Source organism: Janthinobacterium sp. BJB401 (genome assembly GCF_013372745.1).
Classification (GTDB): domain Bacteria; phylum Pseudomonadota; class Gammaproteobacteria; order Burkholderiales; family Burkholderiaceae_D; genus Janthinobacterium; species Janthinobacterium rivuli.
Window position 1 is genome coordinate 59,304 of record NZ_JABXFH010000025.1, and the last position, 21,070, is coordinate 80,373.

Annotated in this window: 15 protein-coding genes, 6 tRNA genes and 1 pseudogene; 17 read left to right on the forward strand and 5 right to left on the reverse strand. The window is 60.7% G+C overall.

Annotation, left to right across the window (positions count from 1 at the left end; translation table 11 throughout):
- Window positions 1-9 precede the first annotated feature (9 nt).
- The 10 genes from uvrC (at window position 10) to HWE17_RS17055 (ending at window position 4,213) form a co-directional block, all read left to right on the forward strand.
- Window positions 10-1,890: an excinuclease ABC subunit UvrC gene (gene uvrC, locus HWE17_RS17010; RefSeq protein WP_176389543.1), complete on the forward strand. Its 1,881-nt coding sequence runs from the start codon at window positions 10-12 to the stop codon at window positions 1,888-1,890.
- 287 nt (window positions 1,891-2,177) lie between these two features.
- Complete coding sequence (pgsA, locus tag HWE17_RS17015; RefSeq protein ID WP_034749601.1) at window positions 2,178-2,762, forward strand: CDP-diacylglycerol--glycerol-3-phosphate 3-phosphatidyltransferase; 585 nt, start codon at window positions 2,178-2,180, stop codon at window positions 2,760-2,762.
- A 105-nt stretch (window positions 2,763-2,867) separates the two neighbouring features.
- Window positions 2,868-2,943: transfer RNA gene (locus tag HWE17_RS17020), tRNA-Gly, on the forward strand.
- 92 nt (window positions 2,944-3,035) lie between these two features.
- Window positions 3,036-3,111 (forward strand) — tRNA-Gly (locus HWE17_RS17025).
- A 71-nt stretch (window positions 3,112-3,182) separates the two neighbouring features.
- A tRNA-Gly gene (locus HWE17_RS17030) sits at window positions 3,183-3,258 on the forward strand.
- A gap of 55 nt (window positions 3,259-3,313) precedes the next feature.
- Window positions 3,314-3,389 (forward strand) — tRNA-Gly (locus HWE17_RS17035).
- Window positions 3,390-3,472: 83 nt separating this feature from the next.
- Window positions 3,473-3,548: transfer RNA gene (locus HWE17_RS17040), tRNA-Gly, on the forward strand.
- Between the two features lie 42 nt (window positions 3,549-3,590).
- Window positions 3,591-3,664 (forward strand) — tRNA-Cys (locus HWE17_RS17045).
- A 151-nt stretch (window positions 3,665-3,815) separates the two neighbouring features.
- On the forward strand, window positions 3,816-4,031 hold the full coding sequence (locus tag HWE17_RS17050; protein WP_255206282.1) for a transposase: 216 nt from the start codon (window positions 3,816-3,818) through the stop codon (window positions 4,029-4,031).
- On the forward strand, window positions 4,019-4,213 hold the full coding sequence (locus tag HWE17_RS17055; protein ID WP_176389544.1) for a hypothetical protein: 195 nt from the start codon (window positions 4,019-4,021) through the stop codon (window positions 4,211-4,213). The genes HWE17_RS17050 and HWE17_RS17055 overlap by 13 nt, the downstream gene beginning before the upstream one ends.
- Here the strand turns inward: HWE17_RS17055 and HWE17_RS17060 are convergent.
- The 4 genes and pseudogenes from HWE17_RS17060 to HWE17_RS28690 all read right to left on the reverse strand — a co-directional run.
- Window positions 4,210-5,262, reverse strand: coding sequence for a S41 family peptidase (locus HWE17_RS17060; protein ID WP_176389545.1), 1,053 nt, complete (start codon window positions 5,260-5,262; stop codon window positions 4,210-4,212). The genes HWE17_RS17055 and HWE17_RS17060 overlap by 4 nt on opposite strands.
- A gap of 105 nt (window positions 5,263-5,367) precedes the next feature.
- The gene (locus HWE17_RS17065) at window positions 5,368-6,120 is read right to left on the reverse strand and encodes a LytTR family DNA-binding domain-containing protein (protein ID WP_035820222.1); all 753 of its coding nucleotides are present in this window, start codon (window positions 6,118-6,120) and stop codon (window positions 5,368-5,370) included.
- Window positions 6,120-7,451, reverse strand: a complete 1,332-nt coding sequence (locus HWE17_RS17070) for a sensor histidine kinase (protein WP_176389546.1) — start codon at window positions 7,449-7,451, stop codon at window positions 6,120-6,122. The genes HWE17_RS17065 and HWE17_RS17070 overlap by 1 nt, the downstream gene beginning before the upstream one ends.
- Window positions 7,452-7,571: 120 nt before the next feature.
- A pseudogene (locus HWE17_RS28690) lies at window positions 7,572-7,813 on the reverse strand (transposase); the annotation flags it as partial.
- A 282-nt stretch (window positions 7,814-8,095) separates the two neighbouring features.
- Here HWE17_RS28690 and HWE17_RS17085 point away from each other — a divergent pair.
- From HWE17_RS17085 to HWE17_RS17095, 3 genes are all read left to right on the forward strand, one after another.
- Window positions 8,096-9,583 (forward strand): SulP family inorganic anion transporter, encoded by a 1,488-nt coding sequence (locus HWE17_RS17085; RefSeq protein WP_176389547.1) that lies wholly within the window; start codon window positions 8,096-8,098, stop codon window positions 9,581-9,583.
- 33 nt (window positions 9,584-9,616) lie between these two features.
- Window positions 9,617-10,069, forward strand: a complete 453-nt coding sequence (locus HWE17_RS17090) for a hypothetical protein (protein ID WP_099400498.1) — start codon at window positions 9,617-9,619, stop codon at window positions 10,067-10,069.
- 71 nt (window positions 10,070-10,140) lie between these two features.
- On the forward strand, window positions 10,141-11,856 hold the full coding sequence (locus HWE17_RS17095; protein ID WP_176389548.1) for a S41 family peptidase: 1,716 nt from the start codon (window positions 10,141-10,143) through the stop codon (window positions 11,854-11,856).
- 23 nt (window positions 11,857-11,879) lie between these two features.
- On the opposite strand, the gene HWE17_RS17100 is transcribed toward HWE17_RS17095, so the two are convergent.
- Window positions 11,880-13,592, reverse strand: a complete 1,713-nt coding sequence (locus HWE17_RS17100; RefSeq protein WP_035820218.1) for a methyl-accepting chemotaxis protein — start codon at window positions 13,590-13,592, stop codon at window positions 11,880-11,882.
- 382 nt (window positions 13,593-13,974) lie between these two features.
- On the opposite strand from HWE17_RS17100, the gene HWE17_RS17105 reads away from it, so the two are divergent.
- From HWE17_RS17105 to HWE17_RS17120, 4 genes are all read left to right on the forward strand, one after another.
- Entirely contained in the window at window positions 13,975-16,125 is a 2,151-nt protein-coding gene (locus HWE17_RS17105) for a TonB-dependent siderophore receptor (protein ID WP_176389549.1), read from the forward strand.
- Window positions 16,126-16,394: 269 nt separating this feature from the next.
- A complete protein-coding gene (gene fdnG / locus HWE17_RS17110) occupies window positions 16,395-19,466 on the forward strand; it encodes a formate dehydrogenase-N subunit alpha (RefSeq protein ID WP_176389550.1) in 3,072 nt (1,023 codons plus the stop codon).
- Window positions 19,467-19,479: 13 nt separating this feature from the next.
- Entirely contained in the window at window positions 19,480-20,400 is a 921-nt protein-coding gene (fdxH, locus tag HWE17_RS17115) for a formate dehydrogenase subunit beta (RefSeq protein ID WP_035820208.1), read from the forward strand.
- A complete protein-coding gene (locus HWE17_RS17120; protein ID WP_176389551.1) occupies window positions 20,390-21,061 on the forward strand; it encodes a formate dehydrogenase subunit gamma in 672 nt (223 codons plus the stop codon). The genes fdxH and HWE17_RS17120 overlap by 11 nt, the downstream gene beginning before the upstream one ends.
- The last annotated feature ends 9 nt before the right edge of the window (window positions 21,062-21,070 follow it).

The following is a 21,070-nucleotide window of genomic DNA, read 5'->3' on the forward strand; positions in this document are numbered from 1 at the left end:
GAGCCAGCAATGACCGAAGCAAGCCCAGAATCTTCCTTGGCGGAGACGCCGCCCGACCCGCGCGCGCGGGTGCTGGCCACCGTCGCCAAGCTGCCGAACCTGCCCGGCGTGTACCGCTATTTCGACGCCGCCGACAAGGTGCTGTACGTCGGCAAGGCGCGCGACCTGAAAAAGCGCGTCTCCAGCTACTTCCAGAAAAACCTGGCCAGCCCCCGCATCGCCATGATGGTCGAGCGCATCGCGCGCCTGGAAACCACCGTCACGCACAGCGAGGCGGAAGCACTGATCCTGGAAAACAACCTGATCAAGGCGCTGCAACCGCGCTACAACATCCTGTTCCGCGATGATAAATCGTATCCGTATCTGAAAATCACCAACGGCGATGCGCCGCGCATGGTGTATTACCGGGGCGCGGTGGACAAGAAAAACCAGTATTTCGGGCCGTTCCCCAGTTCCTGGGCCGTCAAGGAATCGATGCAGATACTGCAGAAGGTATTCCTCATCCGCACCTGCGAAGACAGCGTCTATGCGAACCGCACGCGGCCCTGCCTGCTGCACCAGATCGGCCGCTGCAGCGCGCCGTGCGTGGACTTGATCAGCAAGGAAGATTACAAGAACGACGTGGAAAACGCGGCGCGCTTCCTGCGTGGGCGGCAAAGCGAAGTGCTGGCCGACCTGGAAAAGAAGATGCATGCGTTTGCCGCCGAGCTGAAATTCGAGCAGGCCGTGGTGGTGCGCAACCAGATCGCCTCGCTGTCGCGCGTGCTGCACCAGCAAAGCATGGAAACGACGGGCGACGCCGATGTCGACATCCTCGCCGTGCTGGTGCAGGGCGGGCGCGCCTGCGTCAACCTGGCCATGGTGCGCGGCGGACGCCACCTGGGCGACCGCGCCTACTTCCCCAGCCAGCTCAGCGATGCGGCGGCGATTGCCGAGGAAGCCATCGAGGTGGAAGTGCTGGCCGCCTTCCTGGCCCAGCACTACACGGAAAAATTCATCCCCGGCACCCTGATCCTGAATATCGAATTCGACCAGCCAGCCCTGATGGTGGCGCTGATGGAGCAGTGCGGTCACCGCATCAACCTGATCTTCCAGCCGCAGGGGCAGCGCCGCCAGTGGCTGGAAATGGCGCAGAAGGGCGCCGAGATTTCGCTGGCGCGCTTGTTGTCCGAGCAGGGCTCGCAGCAGTCGCGCACGCGCGCGCTGGCCGAAGCGCTGCGCCTCGAAACGGAAGACCTCGACAGCCTGCGCGTGGAATGTTTCGACATCAGCCACACGCAGGGCGAGGCGACGCAGGCGTCGTGCGTCGTGTTCCACCACCACGCCATGCAGAACGGCGAATATCGGCGCTACAACATCAATGACATCACGCCCGGCGACGATTACGCGGCCATGCGCCAGGTCCTCATGCGCCGCTATGAGAAAGTGGCGAATGGCGATGGCGTGATGCCCGACGTGGTGCTGATCGACGGCGGCAAGGGGCAGATCGAAATGGCGCGCCAGGTGTTCGCCGAGCTGGGGCTCGATATGAGCCTGATCGTCGGCGTGGCCAAGGGGGAAGGGCGAAAGGTGGGCCTGGAAACCCTGCTGTTCGTCGATGGCCGCGCGGCGCAGGAACTGGGCAAGGAATCGGCGGCCCTGATGCTGATCGCGCAGATTCGCGACGAGGCGCACCGCTTTGCGATTACCGGCATGCGCGCCAAGCGGGCCAAGACGCGCCAGACCTCGCGCCTGGAAGAAATCGAGGGCATCGGCGCCAAGCGCCGCCAGAAACTGCTGTCGCGCTTTGGCGGCTTGCGCGGCGTGGTCGACGCCAGCGTCGAGGACCTGATGTCGGTGGAGGGGATTTCCACGCAACTGGCGGAAGAAATCTACAAGCAGTTGCATTGATGAATAGATGGACTGGTCCGGTGCTGCGGCAACCGGACTAGGCTAATACCCCGGGGCCATGTAGACTAAGTAATCCTCAGGAAATTATTGTGAATTTATGACGAACAGAACCGGATGCTATGCAAGGCGCCCACTGTGACGCAGTGCGAGCACTGCTAGCAGCGGGCAACGCCGCAGAGCGCCGGTTATGGAAGTCAGAAATCACAATAATTTATTGGGGGTTACTTAGGTGGCGCTTGCTTCACGCTTTCTCATATTCAATTTACCCGTCGGCCGATTGCACCCTTATGCCTTTTAATATTCCCATCCTTTTGACGTGGCTGCGCGTCGCCCTGATACCGCTCGTCGTCGGCGTGTTTTATTTGCCGCCGTCGATGCTGCTGCATGGCGACCAGAACCTGGTTGCCACCCTGGTTTTCATCGTTGCGGCCGTGACCGACTGGTTCGATGGTTTCCTCGCGCGGCGCTGGAACCAGACCTCGGCCTTCGGCGCCTTCCTCGACCCCGTGGCCGACAAGCTGATGGTGGCGGGCGCCTTGCTGGTGCTGGTGCAGCTGGACCGCGTCAATGCCGTGCTGGCCTTCATCATCATCGGCCGTGAAATCACGATTTCCGCGCTGCGCGAATGGATGGCGCAGATCGGCGCATCGAAATCGGTAGCCGTCAGCTCGATCGGCAAGATCAAGACGGCCGCGCAAATGACGGCCATTCCCTTGCTGCTGTACCACGAAGTGATCTTTGGCGCGATCGATACCCACGTGTGGGGCGAGAAGCTGCTGTGGATCGCCTGCGTGCTGACGGTGTGGTCGATGTTCTATTACTTGCGCCTGGCATGGCCGCTCATTAAAGAAAAAGCGGGAAATTTGCACTAAGAATAGGCAGGCGGCTATTTTCGGCGGAATATTTTGCAAAAGACCAGATATTGCCCGTTGACAGCCCCTGTAATCCCTCTATAATGCTGGCCTGTTGTTGATGACGCGGGAGTAGCTCAGTTGGTAGAGCGCAACCTTGCCAAGGTTGAGGTCGAGAGTTCGAGACTCTTCTCCCGCTCCAGTTTTCTGGATCGTGTCATAGGTAAAAACAGCGAATGCAGTAAAAAGTAGTACTGGCGATGTAGTAGAGCTTCTGATACAATGTTGTCCACTGCGGGAGTAGCTCAGTTGGTAGAGCGCAACCTTGCCAAGGTTGAGGTCGAGAGTTCGAGACTCTTCTCCCGCTCCAGTGAATACTGGATAAGCAGTAAAGCAGCACTGGTAAACGGTAGCAAAAAGCAGTAAAATAGCGGTTCGTATGCGGGAGTAGCTCAGTTGGTAGAGCGCAACCTTGCCAAGGTTGAGGTCGAGAGTTCGAGACTCTTCTCCCGCTCCAGCGAAAGCTGAAGCAGTACAGCAAGATGGCAGTAGCAGAAAATAGAAGCTCCAATGCGGGAGTAGCTCAGTTGGTAGAGCGCAACCTTGCCAAGGTTGAGGTCGAGAGTTCGAGACTCTTCTCCCGCTCCAGAATTCTAAAGGGAAGCTAAGCTGGCTTCCTTTTTTTATCCGCTGAAGTAGCAGGCGTGATTAAGTAGTAACCAAGCTCCAATGCGGGAGTAGCTCAGTTGGTAGAGCGCAACCTTGCCAAGGTTGAGGTCGAGAGTTCGAGACTCTTCTCCCGCTCCAGTTTTCAAGGTGGGCCGCAAGGCGCACTCTAGCAGTTCCTCTGGCGAGGTAGCAAAGAGGTTATGCAGCGGCCTGCAAAGCCGTTTAGACGGGTTCGATTCCCGTCCTCGCCTCCAGATGAAAAAAATAGCCCACTTTCGAGTGGGCTATTTTTTTGTCCGTGCATTTGCCTGACTTTTGCTGTCAGCGTTTTCCCCGCGCCGTCTGGACGGCCTGACCACCGTCATCCATGATCGAATTTTGGCATAATATTTACGCCCACAAATTATGATTATGGACAAAAATTGTCAATCGATCATTTCGGCGAATACGCGCGGCCATTATCGGCAGCGCTCGTTGGAGTTCAAGCGCGCTTTGGCGGCGTTGTCGCTCGAACCGGGCGTCTCGGTCGCTCGCATCGCGCGCGAACACGGCGTCAACGCCAACCAGGTATTCAGCTGGCGCAGCCTCTATCACAAGGACGCCTCGGCGTGCCTGCGTTGAGGCGCGATGATGGCCTCTTGCCGGTGGTGCTGGCGCGCACTGCGCCGGCGCCGGGCAACGCCACCATCGATGTGGGCCGGACGATCATGCTTGAGCTGGGCCAAGTCCAAGTGCGCATCGAAGGCCAGCCCGACGTGACAAATATGAACTTCGCCCCCCGGCATATCGACCATAGTTTTTAGTGATCCTTGGTAGCACGTGGCGCGTCCCCATGAACTTGTCGCTGCATCAAAACTTTAGCCGCCGCGAGCGCATCGTTCACCTTTGCCGCTACATCCGGAGTGACGCCCGTGCCCTCCCAGTTTGTATGGGTAATTGAGTTGATCGGACGCTTGCTTGGGATAAAGATAGCAAAATGCTCGCTGAGACGATATGGGCGCGAAGCGTTGGCGCCGCCCCAAGTGCGTTCCCCGATCACCTTGGCGCGTTTCAGCGCCTGCATTTGGTACGCGAATGATTCGGCGGCGGACTTCGTATCGGGGCCTGCCAAGATGAAGACCGGTTTCTTGCCCCCATAGCGTTTGCCGTCGAGCTTATCCTGCGTCCAATACTGCGTGGTGATACCGGTCGCACGTTCCCAGATGTCGTTGAGGCGGGTGCGCCCGTCAACAAGATAACTGATCAGTAGCGCCACTGAGTCTTCCCCGCCACCGCCGTTGTTGCGCAGATCGATGATGAGGCCATCGGTGTTAGCGAGTTTATTCATCGCTGCGGCAAACTTGTCGGATACGAGGAAAACCGGCCCGAATGAGGAAATCTCCAGGTAGCCGATATTGGGACTAAGATGATCCACCTTTTCCACGCCAAGGTTTGATGCAAGAACCCTTTCAAGCACGGCAGGCGGCACTTGTTTTTCCCATTCCGCCCGCGTCTGTGGCGGCGGCGGCATTGCATCATCGGGCGGCACCGGGTGGGCACTGACATCGATGAACATATGCTTGTCGTGGATAACGCCATCAATGTCATCGAATAGCTGTTTGGCGAGTTGTTGACCATCCGTGACCCTATCGTACTTGCCCTCGCGCTGATGCTGGCGCAAGACAAGCTCGACTTGTTTGGCTTTGTCTGGAAAAACGTAGTGGGCATTGAGCTTGGCAATCAGCGTATCGATGACCTCCAACCGGACTGCCGGATTGACCTCCACTGTCGGCGCCACCGGGGGTGTGGCTGCGATTGCCCCTGTCACGGTCAGCAATAACAAAGCCAGGGAGACTCTCCATTTATTTTTCATTATTGTCCTTTTTTAATATGTTGTAATGATTTACTGCGAACTGAACCAACAAATCCGCCGTCGTCACGCAGGCGGCCAATCGGCAGGGCGGCTTTAAGATCCCTGCTACATCTGGCGGAACTGCTTGGCAAATCCCTCACTAACGGTCAAGCGCTCGGTCCGGCCTTTCAGGATGACCTCCAGCCCAGGGCCGCTGCGCACCCCGGATTCAATGCGTTCAATCCGGTCAATGGCCTGCAGATTGACGACGGCACTGCGGTGGATTTGCGTGAACAACTGCGGGTCCAGTTGATCGAGCAGGGACTTGAGAGGCAAGCGAATCAGCGAATCGCCGTTGTCCGTCACCACCCGCGTGTATTTTTCGTTCGACTGGAAGTACAGCACTTCGCTCACCATCACCAGCCGCACCGAATTGCCGCTTGAGGCCTTGATCCACTTGAGGTACACCGGTACGCTCTCCTGTTCAAAGAGCTGTTCCCACACGGCCGGCGGCGGGCTAGCGGCCGTGCGCGACTTCAGACGGCGGATCGTCTGCAGCAGGCGTGAGGTCGTCACCGGCTTGACCAGATAGTCGGACGCGCCGGCATCGAAAGCGGCCAAGGCATAGTCCGCATACGCTGTAACGAACACTACCTGGCACGACTCGGGAATATGGCGCGCCACCTCCATGCCGTTCAGGCCGGGCATCTGTATGTCCAGGAATACGATGTCCGGTTTCAGCATGTCGATGCTTGCCACCGCGTCGATGCCGTTTTCGACCTGGCCGGCGATTTGCAGTTCGGGCCACAAGGCATGCAGCTGGTCCACCAGCTCCGCCCTTAGCAGAGGCTCGTCCTCGACGATCAGAGCGCTTGGCATCAGGCGTGGCTCCCGACAATAGGCACCGTCAACACTGCGCATACGCCTTGTCCGTCGCCTGGCTCCACAAAAAGGCTAGCCTTCCGTCCATATAGCAGCAGCAAGCGCTCTGTAATATTCGCCAATCCCGTTCCTTGCCCGGCTTGTTCGGTCAAGCCGACCCCGTCGTCGACAACAGACACGCTCAGCAGCCCGTCCGTGCTGTCGCTTTCGTGCCTTGCGCTGATGGTAATCAGGCCCGGTCGGCTGGCCCGCTCCAAACCGTGTTTGACGGCGTTCTCCACAAGCGAGATCAGCATCGCCGGCGGGAATGGCAGGCTGCGCAATTCCTCGGCCACTTCGACAGCGTAGCGCAGGCGCGTGCCCATGCGGATGCGCATCACCGCCAGGTAGTCGCTAACAAGATCCATTTCTCGTCCCAGGGTCGAGGACACCGAGCGCATATCGGGCATCGCGTTTTGCAGGTAGCCGACCAGATGGTCGAGCATCTCTTGCGCGGCCATCTGGTCGGTGCGGATCAGATACTTGAGATTTGCCAGGGTATTGAACAGGAAGTGCGGCTCTACCTGGGCCTGCAAGGCTGAAAGGCGTGCCTGCAGAGAGGTGCGTTCCAGCTCGCGCTCACGCCGAGCCGCGTTTAGCGCGCTTGCATGGCGCGCGAGGTGCTGGTGCAGTTGGGTAGACACCATCTCGGCAGTCTTTAGCGACTCACCCTGCTGGATCGCGAACCAGGCCAGGCCCGGTCGGCAGCGCAGCTCAATGTCGCAACTGGGGCCCAAATCGGACGATATTCTCACCTCGACATGGCGCCCCAGCGCCAACGGGCGCCAGCGACCCAGCACGATCCGGCCCTTGAAAGGGTCGTGAAAAAACGCAGGCGGACCGGAGTAGCCAAGTGCCGTGCCGAGCGCCAGCCCTGACAGGGACTCGGTGCACAGGTCAAAGGTGGTGTAGGGATTGAACGGCGCATGGATGTGACGCGTAACCAAGGACGCCATCGCCTCGACGCTCAGCGCCTTGCCCTCTTCGCCCAGCCGCGCTAGAAAGCCGCGTGCGATCCCATTCGACATCAGCGCGAGCCAGACCATCACCGCCGCTACAACACCGCTAACAATGTACGGAGTCAGCTTGCGGGTCTCCATTTCGCCCGGCGCCGCCGGGGCGTGGTTTAGCCAGAGCGGCAGCAGCGCGATCGCCAGCGACAGGAACAAGAGTGAACCGGCGTTTAAGCGCAGCGCCGACTGCAGCAAGTAGCGGCGCACAAGGTGGCGGTCGTGCTTGACTTCCGATACGGGAGGCGCGTTGAATGGAAAAAATGGGGGAGATCTCATCAAATTCCTTGTGTTTAACTCGCCCACCATTCTAGCGGCACGGATGCCCGTGTCTTCTCTCATGCGACGAATGCCTGCAAATCGCGGAGGAAGCCGGCGTTGGCGGGATGGACGCCGACTGGCCGTACCGGTCAGCGAATAGATGGCGGCGGCACGGTCAGCGTCCGCAAACAAATAGTTGTGGCGGCCAATAGCAACGCCACGCAGGGCACGCTCGGCGGGGGAGTTGTCGATGTCGATAGCGCCATCATCGCAGTAGCGTGTCAGAGCCGGCCATGGCTTGGGCGAGTACAGGATGGCTGCCGAGGTTCCAGGTCCACGCCCTCGCGTGCATGGATCGCGCTCTGGCGGTAGAGCGGCAAGTGGTCGGCGAATTTCTCCACCAGGACATGTGCCAGCAAACCGGTGCAGGGCCGACGCTTACCTTTTGCCGGCTGCGCATCTTGTATAATGCCGGCAAGCTCAGCTGCGCCGCCTGGCGCCTTATGAAACTTCCCCTTTCCGCCATACCCATGTAGTCACTGACGACTTTCCTGCTCCGTTCGACCTCAGCGCAGCTTTTCTGTGACGCCCGCTGGCATGGCTGCGCCTGATGATTGCCCATCAGGCCGGCATTTTCCTGTTCCGACTTTGGATACGACTTGATGATCAACGCAACTTTTCGGGATGAGTGGTTCTCGAACATACAAAAAAATGTCTTGGCCGGCCTGACCACCTCGTTTGCCCTGGTGCCTGAATGCATCGCCTTCGCTCTGGTGGCGCAATTGAATCCCCTGATGGGCCTGTATGGCGCCTTCATCATTTGCGCCTTCACGGCCATCTTTGGCGGGCGCCCCGGCATGATTTCGGGCGCCGCCGGTTCCATGGCCGTCGTCATCGTGGCGCTGGTGGCCCAGCATGGCGTGCAGTACCTGCTGGCGACCGTGGTGCTGAGCGGCATCATCATGGCGCTGTTCGGCATCTTGCGCCTTGGAAAATTGATCCGCATGGTGCCCTACCCGGTGATGCTGGGCTTTGTGAATGGCCTGGCCATCGTCATCGCCATGGCCCAGCTGGAACATTTTCGGCAAGCCACGCCGCAAGGCGAAACCTGGCTGCAAGGCACGCCCTTGCTCGTGATGGCTGGGCTGGTGCTGCTCACCATGGCCATCGTGTACGTGCTGCCGCGCCTGACAAAAGCCGTGCCGCCCGCGCTGGTGGCCATCCTGGGAGTGGGCGTGCTCAGTCATTTCCTGCACCTGCCCACGCGCACCCTGGGCGACCTCGCGCATATCGCCGGCGGCTTGCCGGCCCTGCATTGGCCCACCGTGCCGCTGGACATGGCCACCTTGCACATCATCTTCCCGTATGCGGCGCTGATGGCCATGGTGGGCTTGCTGGAAACTTTGCTCACTTTTAATCTCACAGATGAGATGACTGAAACACGGGGCCAGCCGAACCGCGAATGCATCGCCCTGGGCGCGTCGAACGTCGTTTCGGGCCTGTTTGGCGGCATGGGTGGCTGCGCCATGATCGGGCAGACGATGATCAATTTGAGCTCGGGCGGCCGTTCGCGCCTGTCGGGCGTGACGGCCGGCGTGATGATTTTATTGTTCATCCTGTTTCTGTCGCCGCTGATCGAACGCATCCCGCTGGCCGCTCTGGTCGGCGTGATGTTCGTCGTGGCGCAGCAGACGTTTGCCTGGGGTTCCTTGCGCGTGCTGGGCAAGGTGCCCTTGCACGATGCGCTGGTGATCGTTGCCGTGACGGTGATCACGGTGTTCACGGACCTTGCGATGGCTGTGCTGTGCGGCATCGTCATCGCAGCCCTGAATTTTGCCTGGCAGCATGCACGCGACATGCGTGCCGATATCGATGACGCCAGCGCGGGCCTGCGCGTGTACCTGCCGCACGGCACCTTGTTTTTTGCTTCCACCACGCACTTCCTGGAACTGTTCCAGACAGCGGCCGACCCGGCCCGCGTCATCCTCGATTGCCGGCACCTGCACATGGCCGACCACTCGGCCATCGCCGCCATCGAATCCCTGTATGAACGCTATGACAAGGCCGGCAAGCACCTGCAGGTGACGCATCTGTCCGCCCGCAACCAGGCCTTGCTGCAGCGGGCCGGAGTCGATGTGGGCGTGGCGTAAAATAGGGGATTGTTGAAAGTCTGTGGAGTGTGCATGCTGTCGAACGAACAAGAAAAATTACTGCAACAAAGCCAGGCGGATTTCGATGCCTACTATGACGCGCTGGGCGCCTCGCTGGTGAATTTCGTCGAGCGCCTGGGCATTCAACCGGCGCACGAAGTGCTGACCAATGCGGCCGAATACCTGCCGTACATCGATGCTGCCATGCGCACCATCGTCATCCGCGACGAGAGCTGGCAGTGGGTGAAAACCATGCTGGGCTACTTTATCGGCGAATACTTCGTGCAGGGCCATGCGGGCTGCTGGTATGTGGAAACGCGGGCGGAATCGCCGCATTTTTGCCGTATCATGGTGGGCGGCTTCGAGCATGGCTTGCCGCTGGACGCGGCCATCGATCCGGAACAACTGGCGCTCGATTTCCTGGCGCAAGCGGTGCCGCGCGAGCTGGCCACCCTGGTCGCGGATGCGCAAGCGCGCCTGAGCTGAATGGCTGTCGTAACCCCTGTCAAGGAAGCTGGATGAAATGGATACCCTGTCTGAGACTGGCGCGCTGGTGCATGCCAGCCATTGCCTTTCTGTTCGTCGCTGCGGCGCCACCGGCTTTTTCGCAGGATGGCCGCCACACCGCGTTTGAAACGGATCACGCCTTCGATGCCGGCTCGCGCATCGCACTCGACGCCGTGACGCCGGCACAAGTCGATAACCTCGCCGTGCTCGGCAAGGTATGGGGCTTCCTGAAATACCATCACCCCTTGATCACCGCAGGCGGGCGGCAGTGGGACTATGAACTCCTGCGTGTCATGCCGAAAATGCTGGCCGTGCCCGACAGGGCGGCGGGCGATGCCGTGCTGCGGGACTGGATCGCCGGTCTGGGGCCGCTTGCCGGCTGCGACCCTTGCGCCGTCCCGGCACAGGGTGAGCTGCATCTGCGTCCAGCACTACAATGGATGGATGATGCGAACTTGCTGGGCGCGGGCTTGCGCGCCGATCTGCGGCACATTTATCTGCACCGGCCGGCGTCGGCCAGTCAGTTTTATCTGCGCATGCAGGAGCAGGTGGGCAATCCCGTTTTTGAACATGAACCAGCCTATCCGGACCTGGCGCTGCCCGATGCCGGCTTTCAGTTGCTGGCCTTGTTTCGCTTCTGGAATATCATCGAATACTGGGCGCCCTACCGCGATCTGACAGGGGGAAACTGGGATGACGTTTTGCGCCAGTCGCTGCCGCGCATTGCGCTGGCCAGGGACCGCGCCAGCTATCAGCTGGAAATGATGGCGGTGATCGCGCGCCTGCACGATACCCATACTAATCTGTGGAGTTCGATGCACGTGCGTCCGCCCGTGGGGCAATGCCGGCTGCCAGTCAAGATTCGCTTCATCGACAGCAGCGCGGTGGTGGTGGGTTACCGGGAAGCCGGGGCGGCGACGCGCTTGCAGGTCGGCGATGTCATTGACAGCGTCGATGGCGTGCCGGTGGCGCAACTGGTCGCCACCTGGCGGCCCCACTATGCGGCATCGAATGAGGCGGCGCGCTTGCGCGACATGGCGGGCAGGCTGACGGCTGGCGCCTGCGGTGCAATCCGGCTGCAGGTGCGCCGCGGCCAGGAGGCTGTGGAATTGACGGCGCAGCGCTTGCCAGCCGGGCGGCAAGTGGGCCAGGACACGCATGACAGGGAAGGGGAAACGTTCCAGCGCCTGGGTGACGATATCGCCTACCTCAAGCTGTCGAGCCTCAAGCGGGCCGACGTGGCGGCGCATATGGCAGCGGCGGCAGGCAGCCGCGGCCTGATTATCGATATACGCAACTACCCGCGCGAGTTTGTCGTCTTTGCCCTGGGCGCTTACCTGGTCGAGCGGCCCACGGCGTTTGCCCGCTTTACCAAAGGCGACCTTGGCAACCCCGGCGCCTTCCACTGGACCCAGCCTGTGGCTTTGTACCCGCAAGCGCCGCGCTATGCGGGCAAGGTCATGCTGCTGGTCGATGAAGTGAGCCAGAGCCAGGCCGAATACACGGCCATGGCCTTGCGCGTGGCGCCGCGCGCGAAGGTGGTCGGCAGCACCACGGCTGGCGCGGATGGCAATATCTCGACGTTTTCGCTGCCCGGCGGCTTGAGCACCCTGATCAGCGGCATCGGCGTGTTTTATCCGGACCGGCGCCCCACGCAGCGCGTGGGCATCATTCCCGATATCGAGGTAAGGCCCACGCTTGCCGGCATACGGGCCGGGCGCGACGAGGTGCTGGAGGCAGCCATTGCCGAGATACGCCGGCAATAGCTGTTCTTGCTGTTGACGCGGACTTAAAACTCTTCCCACTCGCCTTCGGCCGGCGCCGCGGCCTTGCCGCTGTTGCGCATCACGGGCAGGCGCAGGGCAGGGGTGGAGGCCTTGCGGGCTGGCGCGGCAGGGGCTGTCGCCGCCGGCGCGCTGCGCTGTGCGGTTTTCACGCTGAAACGGTCGGTGGCCGCCGCATTGGCGTCGAGGCGGAAGACGCTGACCACTTGCGCCAGTTCGCTCGCCTGTTCCTGCATCGCTTCGGCCGCTGCCGACGCTTCTTCCACCAGGGCCGCATTCTGCTGGGTCACTTGATCCATTTCGGAAATGGCCTGGTTGACTTGCTCGATGCCCGCGCTCTGTTCTTCGCTGGCGTTGCTGATCTCGCTCATGATGGAGGTGACGAAGCCGATGCTTTGCACGATTTCTTCCATCGTCTTGCCAGCCTTGTCGACCAGGTCCGTGCCCACGTCGACTTTTTGCACGGAGTCGTCGATCAAGCCCTTGATCTCTTTCGCCGCCGCTGCCGAACGCTGTGCCAGGTTGCGCACTTCCGTGGCGACCACGGCAAAGCCGCGGCCCTGTTCGCCGGCGCGTGCCGCTTCCACGGCCGCGTTCAGGGCCAGGATGTTGGTCTGGAAGGCGATGCCGTCGATGACGGAAATGATGTCGACGATTTTCTTCGACGAGGTATTGATCTCGCCCATGGTGGCGACCACTTCGGCCACCACGGCGCCGCCGCGGCTGGCGATGCCGGCTGCGTCGCCGGCCAGTTTATTCGCCTGGCGCGCGTTGTCGGCATTCTGTTTCACGGTCGAGGTCAGTTCTTCCATCGACGAGGCCGTTTCTTCCAGCGAACTGGCTTGCTGCTCCGTGCGCGACGACAGGTCCTGGTTGCCGGCGGCGATTTCCGCGGACGCCGTGGCGATGGTGTCGGTGCCGCTGCGTACTTGTCCCACGATGCCGACGAGGCTGTCGTTCATGGTTTTCAGGGCGTGCATCAGCTGGCCCGTTTCATCGCGGCCTTGCGCCGTGATGACGCTGCTCAGGTCGCCCGCTGCCACGGTTTCCGCCACTTTCACGGCGGCGCGGATGGGGCCGGTGATCGAACGCGTGATCCACCAGGCGAAACCGATGCCCATCAGCACAGCCAGCACGCCCATGGTGATCAGGAAAACGCGGGTGCCGCTGTAGGCTTCGATGATGCTGTTGCCGACGCCGTCGGCGGCCTTGATCTGCATGCCGGCAAAGCGTTTCACTTCGGCCAGATAAGCCACGGTGATCGGTGCGACTTCCTTGTCGAACACGATCTTGGCGCCTGCCATGTCGCCGTCGGCCTTCATCTTGAAGGCGCGCGCGCGCGTCGTCACGTAGTCGGTGCGCACCTTGCGCACGACCTTGAATTGCTCGATCACGGCCGGGTTGAGCAGGGACGCGATGATGTCGTCCTGCAGCTTGCTGGAACGCTCCGCATCGACTTTCAAGTCTTCCTCGATCTTGGCGCGCACGACGGGATCAGTGATTTCAAACGAGGCGACGCCGCGTACGCTGTTGAGTTCAATGATCTTCGACCATTCGGCCACCATGCGCTGGTTCTTGATGCTGGTATTGATGAGGCGGTAAGTCAGGTCGCTGGCCGTTTGCATGCGCACGAGGGCGGTGACGGTCAAGGCGGCAAGCAACAACAATACGACAGCAAAGCCGACGCCAAGGCGGCTGCCGATGTTCAGGTTTTTCATGTAATTCCTAACAGTTTAATAGTCATGATCGCCGCCGCCAGCAGGGGCGGACAGGCGCCGCAAGGCGCAGGGGATCGGGGTCTTCGGGTGCCGCGTGATGGCTGTGCGGCGCGCCACGCTGAGCGTGGCGATGGAGGTAAAGCAAGGGGCATGTCGGTCAGGCTGACCGTTGCCCAGCAAGTCGCAAGTATAGCATTGACGCAGAGAAATAGTTTTTCAAAGCAATTTTAATTGTTTTTTGATATTGATTTCCTGTTGTGTTTTTACATCAAGTACCTAGTCCATAAGTACTATCACTTACAGTAACCCTTACTTTAGGCATCACTCGCTGATAAAATACTAATGATAATCATTCGTATTAAAACATCGACCAGGGAATTGTATGCAGCAACAGCGCAAGCCAGGATGTAAACCGATCACCATCGCCGTACTGGGCGCCTTGACCTTCGGCGCCACGCCATTGGCAAGCTGGGCACAGGAAAGTTTGCCCGCCGTCACCGTGACGGCGTCGAAGGACAAGGAGGGCTATGTCGCCGCCACCTCGGCCAGCGGCACCAAGACGGAAATGGCCTTGCGCGACGTGCCGCAGACGATCAACGTGGTGCCGGCCGCCGTCATCCGCGACCAGAACGCCATGTCGATCCAGGACATCATGAAGAACATCCCCGGCGTGGGCCTGTCCACGGGCGACGGCCAGCGCGACCAGGTGTTCATCCGCGGCTTCACGGCCATCGGCGACCAGTTCGTCGACGGCTTCCGCGATGACGCCCTGTATTTCCGCGACCTGTCGAACGTGGAGCGCCTGGAAGTGATCAAGGGACCGGCCGCCGTGCTGTACGGCCGCGGTTCCTCGGGTGGCCTGGTGAACCGCATCACGAAGAAGCCAGGTATCGATATCACGGATCTGGCCCTGAGCCTGACGAATACAAAAGGGCGCCGTGGCGAAGTCGACGTGGGCCGCGTGGGCGAGACGGTGGACTGGCGTTTCACGGGCGCGCGCGAGTTGTCGGACAGCTATCGCGAGCAGCAATTCATCAACCGCACGGCGCTGTCGCCTTCCGTGGCCATCCGCCTGTCCAGCGCCACCAAACTGTTGCTGCAGGGCGAGTACCTGGAAGACCGCCGCCTGACGGACTTCGGCATCCCGTCCTACCACGGCCGTCCCGTGGCCGTCGACGCGCGCACCTATTTTGGCGCCGCCAATGCGCGCGATGCGGACTTCAGCCAGTCGCGCGTGGTCTCCACGGCCGCCACCCTGACGCACAAGTTCAGCGACAGCTTGTCGCTGCGCAATGCCTTCCGCTATTACGATTACCACCTGGACCGCAACAACACGAATATTTCCGGCAACGTCAACGAAGTCAAGGGCACGATGAGCCTGGGCCACGCCAAGCTCAACCGCGACGAGAGCGGCTGGTTCAACCAGACGGAACTGACGCAAAAGCTGGTCACGGGCACCTTGCGCCATGAAGTGCTGTACGGCGCCGAATTCGGCAAGCAAAACAAGGATGCGTCGAGCTGGGCCTCGACCGCGGTGGCGTCGAACGTATCGATCTTCCATCCCGTCCTGCCGCAGGTCAGCCGCAGCAAGCTGGGCGCGCGCGGCGATACCTTCGGTACCTATGACACGGCCGCCGCTTACGTGCAGGACGCCATCAGCTTCAGCGATGAGTGGAAGGCGCTGGCCGGCCTGCGCTATGACCGCTACAAGCAGCAGTCGCGCCTGGCCAATGCGCTTGGCGTGACGACGGCGGATTTGTCGCGCACGGATTCGGCCTACAGCCCCCGCGCGGGCCTCGTCTGGCAACCGAGCGCCGTGCAATCGTACTACGCGTCGTGGAGCCGCTCCTTCCAGCCGAGCGGCGAAAACTTCGCCCTGGCCGCCAACAATGCCGACCTGGCGCCGGAAACCACGCGCAACACGGAAGTGGGCGCCAAGTACGATCTGTGGGGCGGCCGCGCCAACGCCACCGTGTCGCTGTTCCGCCTGGAACGCGACAACATCAAGACCAGCGACCCGATCACGAACCGCATCGTGCCCGTCGGCACGCAACGCACGGACGGCCTGGAACTGACCTTCAACGCGGACTTGCATGACGGCTGGAAAATGATGGCAGGCTACGCCTACCTGGACGCCACCATTACCGATTCCATCGCCGTCGACAAGAGCGTCAATGTGCCGGGCGGCATCATCGCCAGAGAAGTGCCGGTCAAAGGCAAGCGCGCCACCCTGACGGCACGCAACATGGCCAATCTGTGGCTGACGAAAGACCTGGGCCACGGCTTCACCGTGGGCGGCGGCGCGAATGCCGTCGGCAGCCGTTTCGCCAATGCCGGCAACACGGTGGTCTTGCCCGGCTACGTGACGGCCGACGCCATGGCCGCATACCGCACAGGCCGCTATGAAGTGCAGCTGAACATCAACAATATCGGCGACACGCGCTACATCGTGTCGGGCCACGGTTCCAGCCCGAACCTGAGCTTGCCGGGCGCGCCGCGCAATGTGGCGCTGACCTTGCGCTACAGTCTGTAATTTTTGTCACTCCTCACAACCCGCTCGCGAGCGGGTTTTTTTCATGGACGGGCGCTGCGCCGGGCAGGCTCGTATTGATTAGAGGAACTGTTCGGTACCGATAAAATAATGTTGACTATGTGCAATTTTTTAGGGCGGACTGAGCCTTGACTGAGTTTGAGGGGTAAAATAGTGTCATACGGCACAGGCATGGTGCTTATATCTTAGTGATATGACACGACCACGACGCCGTATGACTTTTTATTTACTCACATCATAGAGGCCTGAATATGGTTCAGATGTCCAGGCGCCAGTTCCTTCGGGTAACTGGCGCGACCATTGCTGGTTCCAGCCTCGCCCTGCTCGGTTTCGCACCGGGCCAGGCGATGGCGGAAGTGCGGCAATACAAGCTGTCTCGCACGACCGAGACACGCAATACCTGTCCCTACTGTTCGGTAGGATGCGGCGTCCTGCTGTATGGACTGGGCGATGGCGCGAAAAACGCCGTCTCCAGCATCATCCACGTGGAAGGCGATGCCGATCACCCGGTGAACCGCGGCACCCTGTGCCCGAAAGGCGCCAGCCTGGTCGACTTCATCCACAGCCCGAACCGCCTGAAAGTGCCCGAATACCGCGCACCGGGCGGCACGGAATGGCAACCGATCTCCTGGGATGTGGCGCTCGACAAGATCGCGCGCCTGATGAAGGATGACCGCGACGCCAACCTGATCGAAAAGAATGCCGACGGCAAGACCGTCAACCGCTGGCTCTCCACCGGCATGCTTGCCGCGTCCGCCGGCAGCAACGAGGTCGGGTATCTGACCCACAAGACAGTGCGCAGCATGGGGATGCTGACCTTTGATAATCAGGCGCGTGTATGACACGGACCGACGGTGGCAGGTCTTGCCCCGACGTTTGGCCGTGGCGCGATGACGAATCATTGGGTCGATATCAAGAATGCCGACGTGATCCTGGTCATGGGCGGCAATGCAGCAGAAGCACATCCTTGCGGATTCAAATGGGTAACGGAAGCGAAGGCGCATAACAAGGCCAAGCTGATCGTTGTCGATCCGCGTTTTACCCGTACCGCATCCGTGGCAGATTACTACTGCGCCACGCGTACCGGCACGGACATCGTCTTCCTCGGCGCGATCATCAATTATCTGCTGACGAACGACAAGATCCAGCATGAGTACGTGCGCAACTACACGGACATGCCCTTCATCGTGCGCGAAGACTATGCGTTCGAAGATGGCCTGTTCTCGGGTTTCGACAAGGAAAAAGGCAAGTACACCAACAAGGCCACCTGGGATTACGAGATCGGCGAAGACGGCTATGCCAAGGTCGACCCGACCCTGGAACACCCGCGCTGCGTCTACCAGATGATGAAGAAGCACTACTCGCGCTACACGACCGAAATGGTCGAACGTACGTGCGGCGTGTCGGCCGACAAGTTCCACAAGGTGGCGGAAGCCCTGGCTTCGACCGCCGTGCCGGGACGCGCCGGTACCATCCTGTACGCGCTGGGCTGGACGCACCATTCGACGGGCGCGCAAACCATCCGCACGGGCGCCATGGTGCAGTTGTTGCTGGGCAATATGGGCATCGCGGGCGGCGGCATGAACGCCTTGCGCGGCCACTCGAACATCCAGGGCTTGACCGATCTGGGCCTGATGTCGAACCTGTTGCCAGGTTACATGACCTTGCCGAACGAGGGCGAGCAGGATTTCGACGCCTATATCGCCGCGCGTGCCACCAAGCCGCTGCGTCCGAACCAGCTCAGCTACTGGAGCAATTACCGCAAATTCCACGTCAGCTTCATGAAGACGTGGTGGGGTGATTTCGCCACGGCCGAGAACAACTACGCCTTCGACTACCTGCCAAAGCTCGACAAGCCGTATGACTTGATGCAAGCCATCGAGAATATGCACCAAGGCAAGATGACGGGCTATATCTGCCAGGGCTTCAATGTGCTGGCGTCCGCGCCGAACAAGCAGAAGGTCACGGAAGCGCTGTCGAAGCTGAAGTTCCTCGTCATCATGGATCCGCTGGCCGTGGAAACGGGCGAATTCTGGAAGGCGCACGGGCAGTATCACGAAGTCGATCCGACCAAGATCATGACGGAAGTGTTCCGCCTGCCAACCAGCTGCTTCGCCGAAGAACGCGGTTCGTTGGTGAGCTCTTCACGCGTGCTGCAATGGCACTGGCAGGCGGCCGAACCGCCGGGCCAGGCGCGCAGCGACCTGGAGATCATGTCGGGCCTGTTCCTGCGCATGCGCAGCATGTACCAGAAAGAGGGCGGCAAGTTCCCCGATCCGATTCTCAACCTGACGTGGAATTATGCGCAGCCGCATAACCCGCAGCCGGAAGAAATCGCCCGTGAATTCAACGGCAAGGCACTGGTTGACTTGTACGATCTCAAGGATCCGACCAAGCTGCTGGTCAAAAAGGGCGAGCAGCTGGCCTCGTTTGCGCAATTGCGCGACGATGGCACGACCACCAGCGGTTGCTGGATTTTCGCCGGCAGCTGGACGCAGGCGGGCAACCAGATGGGACGGCGCGACAATAGCGACCCGACCGGCATCGGCCAGACGCTGGGCTGGGCCTGGGCGTGGCCGGCGAACCGCCGCGTGCTGTACAACCGAGCTTCATGCGACTTGAAGGGCAAGCCTTTCGATCCGACCCGCAAGCTCATCGAGTGGAATGGGACGAACTGGAGCGGGGCCGATATTCCCGACTTCAAGGTCGACGAACCGCCGGAAAACGGCATGGGGCCGTTCATCATGCTGGGCGAGGGTGTGGCGCGCTTCTTTGCGCGCGGCGCCATGGCCGAAGGTCCGTTCCCCGAGCATTACGAGCCGTTCGAAAATCCGCTGGGCTACAACCCCATGCATCCGAAAAACCCGCAGGCGACCAGCAATCCGGCCGCGCGCGTGTTCGCCGATGACCGGAAAATGTTCGGCACGCATGAGGAGTATCCGCATGTGGCCACCAGCTACCGCCTGACCGAGCATTTCCATTACTGGACCAAGCATGCGCGCCTGAATGCCATCATCCAGCCGCAGCAATTCGTCGAAATCGGCGAAGAGCTGGCCAAGAGCATCGGCGTCGTCGCCGGCGGTGAAGTGCGCGTCAGTTCCAAGCGGGGCCACATCATCGCCAAGGCCGTCGTCACCAAGCGCATCAAGGCGTTGACGATCGAGGGCAAGCAGGTGCATACCGTGGGCCTGCCGCTGCACTGGGGCTTTACGGGCGTGGCCAAGCCAGGGTATCTGATCAATACCCTGACGCCGGGCGTGGGGGATGCGAATTCGCAAACGCCGGAATTCAAGTCCTTCCTCGTGAAGGTGGAAAAAGCATGATGGGAGCTCAATAATGGCACTGCAATCCTTAGATATCCGGCGCCTGTCGGCGACCACGGTGACCCCGCCGCAAGCGCGCAGCCCGGTGACGGGCACCGTGGCCAAGCTGATCGATGTGTCGAAATGCATCGGCTGCAAGGCTTGCCAGACGGCGTGCATGGAATGGAACGACTTGCGTGACGAAGTCGGCGAAAACCATGGCACCTATGACAATCCGACGGACCTGACGCCGCAATCGTGGACGGTGATGCGTTTTGCCGAACACGAAAACAACGACGGCAACCTCGAATGGCTGATCCGCAAGGATGGCTGCATGCACTGCGAGGATCCGGGCTGTCTGAAAGCCTGTCCGGCGCCGGGCGCCATCGTGCAGTACACGAACGGCATCGTGGACTTCCACCAGGAAAACTGCATCGGCTGCGGCTACTGCGTGGCCGGCTGTCCTTTCGACGTGCCCCGCATTTCGAAAAAGGACGACCGCGCCTACAAGTGCACGCTCTGCTCGGACCGCGTCGCCGTGGGCCAGGAACCGGCCTGCGTGAAAACCTGCCCGACGGGCGCCATCGTGTTCGGTACCAAGGAAGACATGAAGGTGCATGCGGAAGAGCGCATCGTCGACCTGAAGTCGCGCGGTTTCGAAAACGCAGGCCTGTACGATCCGCTGGGCGTGGGTGGCACGCACGTGATGTACGTGCTGCACCATGCCGACAAGCCGAAGCTGTATTCGAACTTGCCGGAACGCCCGCGCATCAGCCCGATGGTGGGCTTCTGGAAGGGCTGGTCCAAGCCGCTGGCGGTGGCCGGCATGGCTGCCACGGCGCTGGCGGGCCTGTTCCACTACACGCGTGTCGGTCCGAACGAAGTGAGCAAGGATGAAGAGCACGAAGCGCTGGAAGAGGCCAAGCGCATCCGGGAGGAACAGCATGAAGCATAGTGAACTTCACGATGGCAAGCTGCGCGACAAGGATGGCAATCCCTTGATCGAACGCTACAACCCCAACGAGCGCACGAATCACTGGGTCACGGCCATCACCTTCGTCATGCTGGCCCTGTCCGGGCTGGCCATGTTCCATCCGTCGATGGCGTGGCTGGCGAATCTGTTCGGCGGCGGGCAATGGACGCGCATTTTGCATCCGTTTGCCGGCCTGGTGATGTTTGTCTCGTTCGCGATCCTCGTGGTGCGCTTCTGGCACCACAACAAGTTCGAGGACGGCGACAAGCAGTGGCTGAAACAGATGGACGACGTGCTCAATAACCGCGAAGACAAGCTTCCAAAGATCGGCAAATACAATGCCGGCCAGAAGATCCTGTTCTTCGTGCTGCTGGCCAGCATGATCGGCTTGCTGCTGTCGGGCGTCGTGATCTGGCGCGCGTATTTCGCGTTCTATTTCCCGATCGACGTGGTGCGCTTTGCCGCCTTGCTGCATGCCGGTTGCGCGTTTGCCATCATCTGCGCCATCATCGTGCACATCTACGCGGCCCTGTGGGTCAAGGGCTCGATCGGCGCCATGGTGCGCGGCACCGTCACCTACGGCTGGGCGCGCAAGCATCATCCGAAGTGGTTTGAGGCCGTCATTCGCAATACAAAAGACTGACGGTTTTTT

Excerpts from the sequence above, each read along its gene's own strand:
- HWE17_RS17100 (WP_035820218.1), bottom strand. The coding sequence starts at position 13,592 with ATGAAAAACCTGAACATCGGCAGCCGCCTTGGCGTCGGCTTTGCTGTC.
- HWE17_RS17105 (WP_176389549.1), top strand. The coding sequence starts at position 13,975 with ATGCAGCAACAGCGCAAGCCAGGATGTAAACCGATCACCATCGCCGTA.
- HWE17_RS17085 (WP_176389547.1), top strand. The coding sequence starts at position 8,096 with ATGATCAACGCAACTTTTCGGGATGAGTGGTTCTCGAACATACAAAAA.
- uvrC (WP_176389543.1), top strand. The coding sequence starts at position 10 with ATGACCGAAGCAAGCCCAGAATCTTCCTTGGCGGAGACGCCGCCCGAC.
- HWE17_RS17050 (WP_255206282.1), top strand. The coding sequence starts at position 3,816 with ATGATTATGGACAAAAATTGTCAATCGATCATTTCGGCGAATACGCGC.
- HWE17_RS17095 (WP_176389548.1), top strand. The coding sequence starts at position 10,141 with ATGCCAGCCATTGCCTTTCTGTTCGTCGCTGCGGCGCCACCGGCTTTT.
- HWE17_RS17120 (WP_176389551.1), top strand. The coding sequence starts at position 20,390 with ATGAAGCATAGTGAACTTCACGATGGCAAGCTGCGCGACAAGGATGGC.
- pgsA (WP_034749601.1), top strand. The coding sequence starts at position 2,178 with ATGCCTTTTAATATTCCCATCCTTTTGACGTGGCTGCGCGTCGCCCTG.
- HWE17_RS17090 (WP_099400498.1), top strand. The coding sequence starts at position 9,617 with ATGCTGTCGAACGAACAAGAAAAATTACTGCAACAAAGCCAGGCGGAT.
- HWE17_RS17060 (WP_176389545.1), bottom strand. The coding sequence starts at position 5,262 with ATGAAAAATAAATGGAGAGTCTCCCTGGCTTTGTTATTGCTGACCGTG.
- HWE17_RS17070 (WP_176389546.1), bottom strand. The coding sequence starts at position 7,451 with ATGAGATCTCCCCCATTTTTTCCATTCAACGCGCCTCCCGTATCGGAA.
- HWE17_RS17065 (WP_035820222.1), bottom strand. The coding sequence starts at position 6,120 with ATGCCAAGCGCTCTGATCGTCGAGGACGAGCCTCTGCTAAGGGCGGAG.
- fdxH (WP_035820208.1), top strand. The coding sequence starts at position 19,480 with ATGGCACTGCAATCCTTAGATATCCGGCGCCTGTCGGCGACCACGGTG.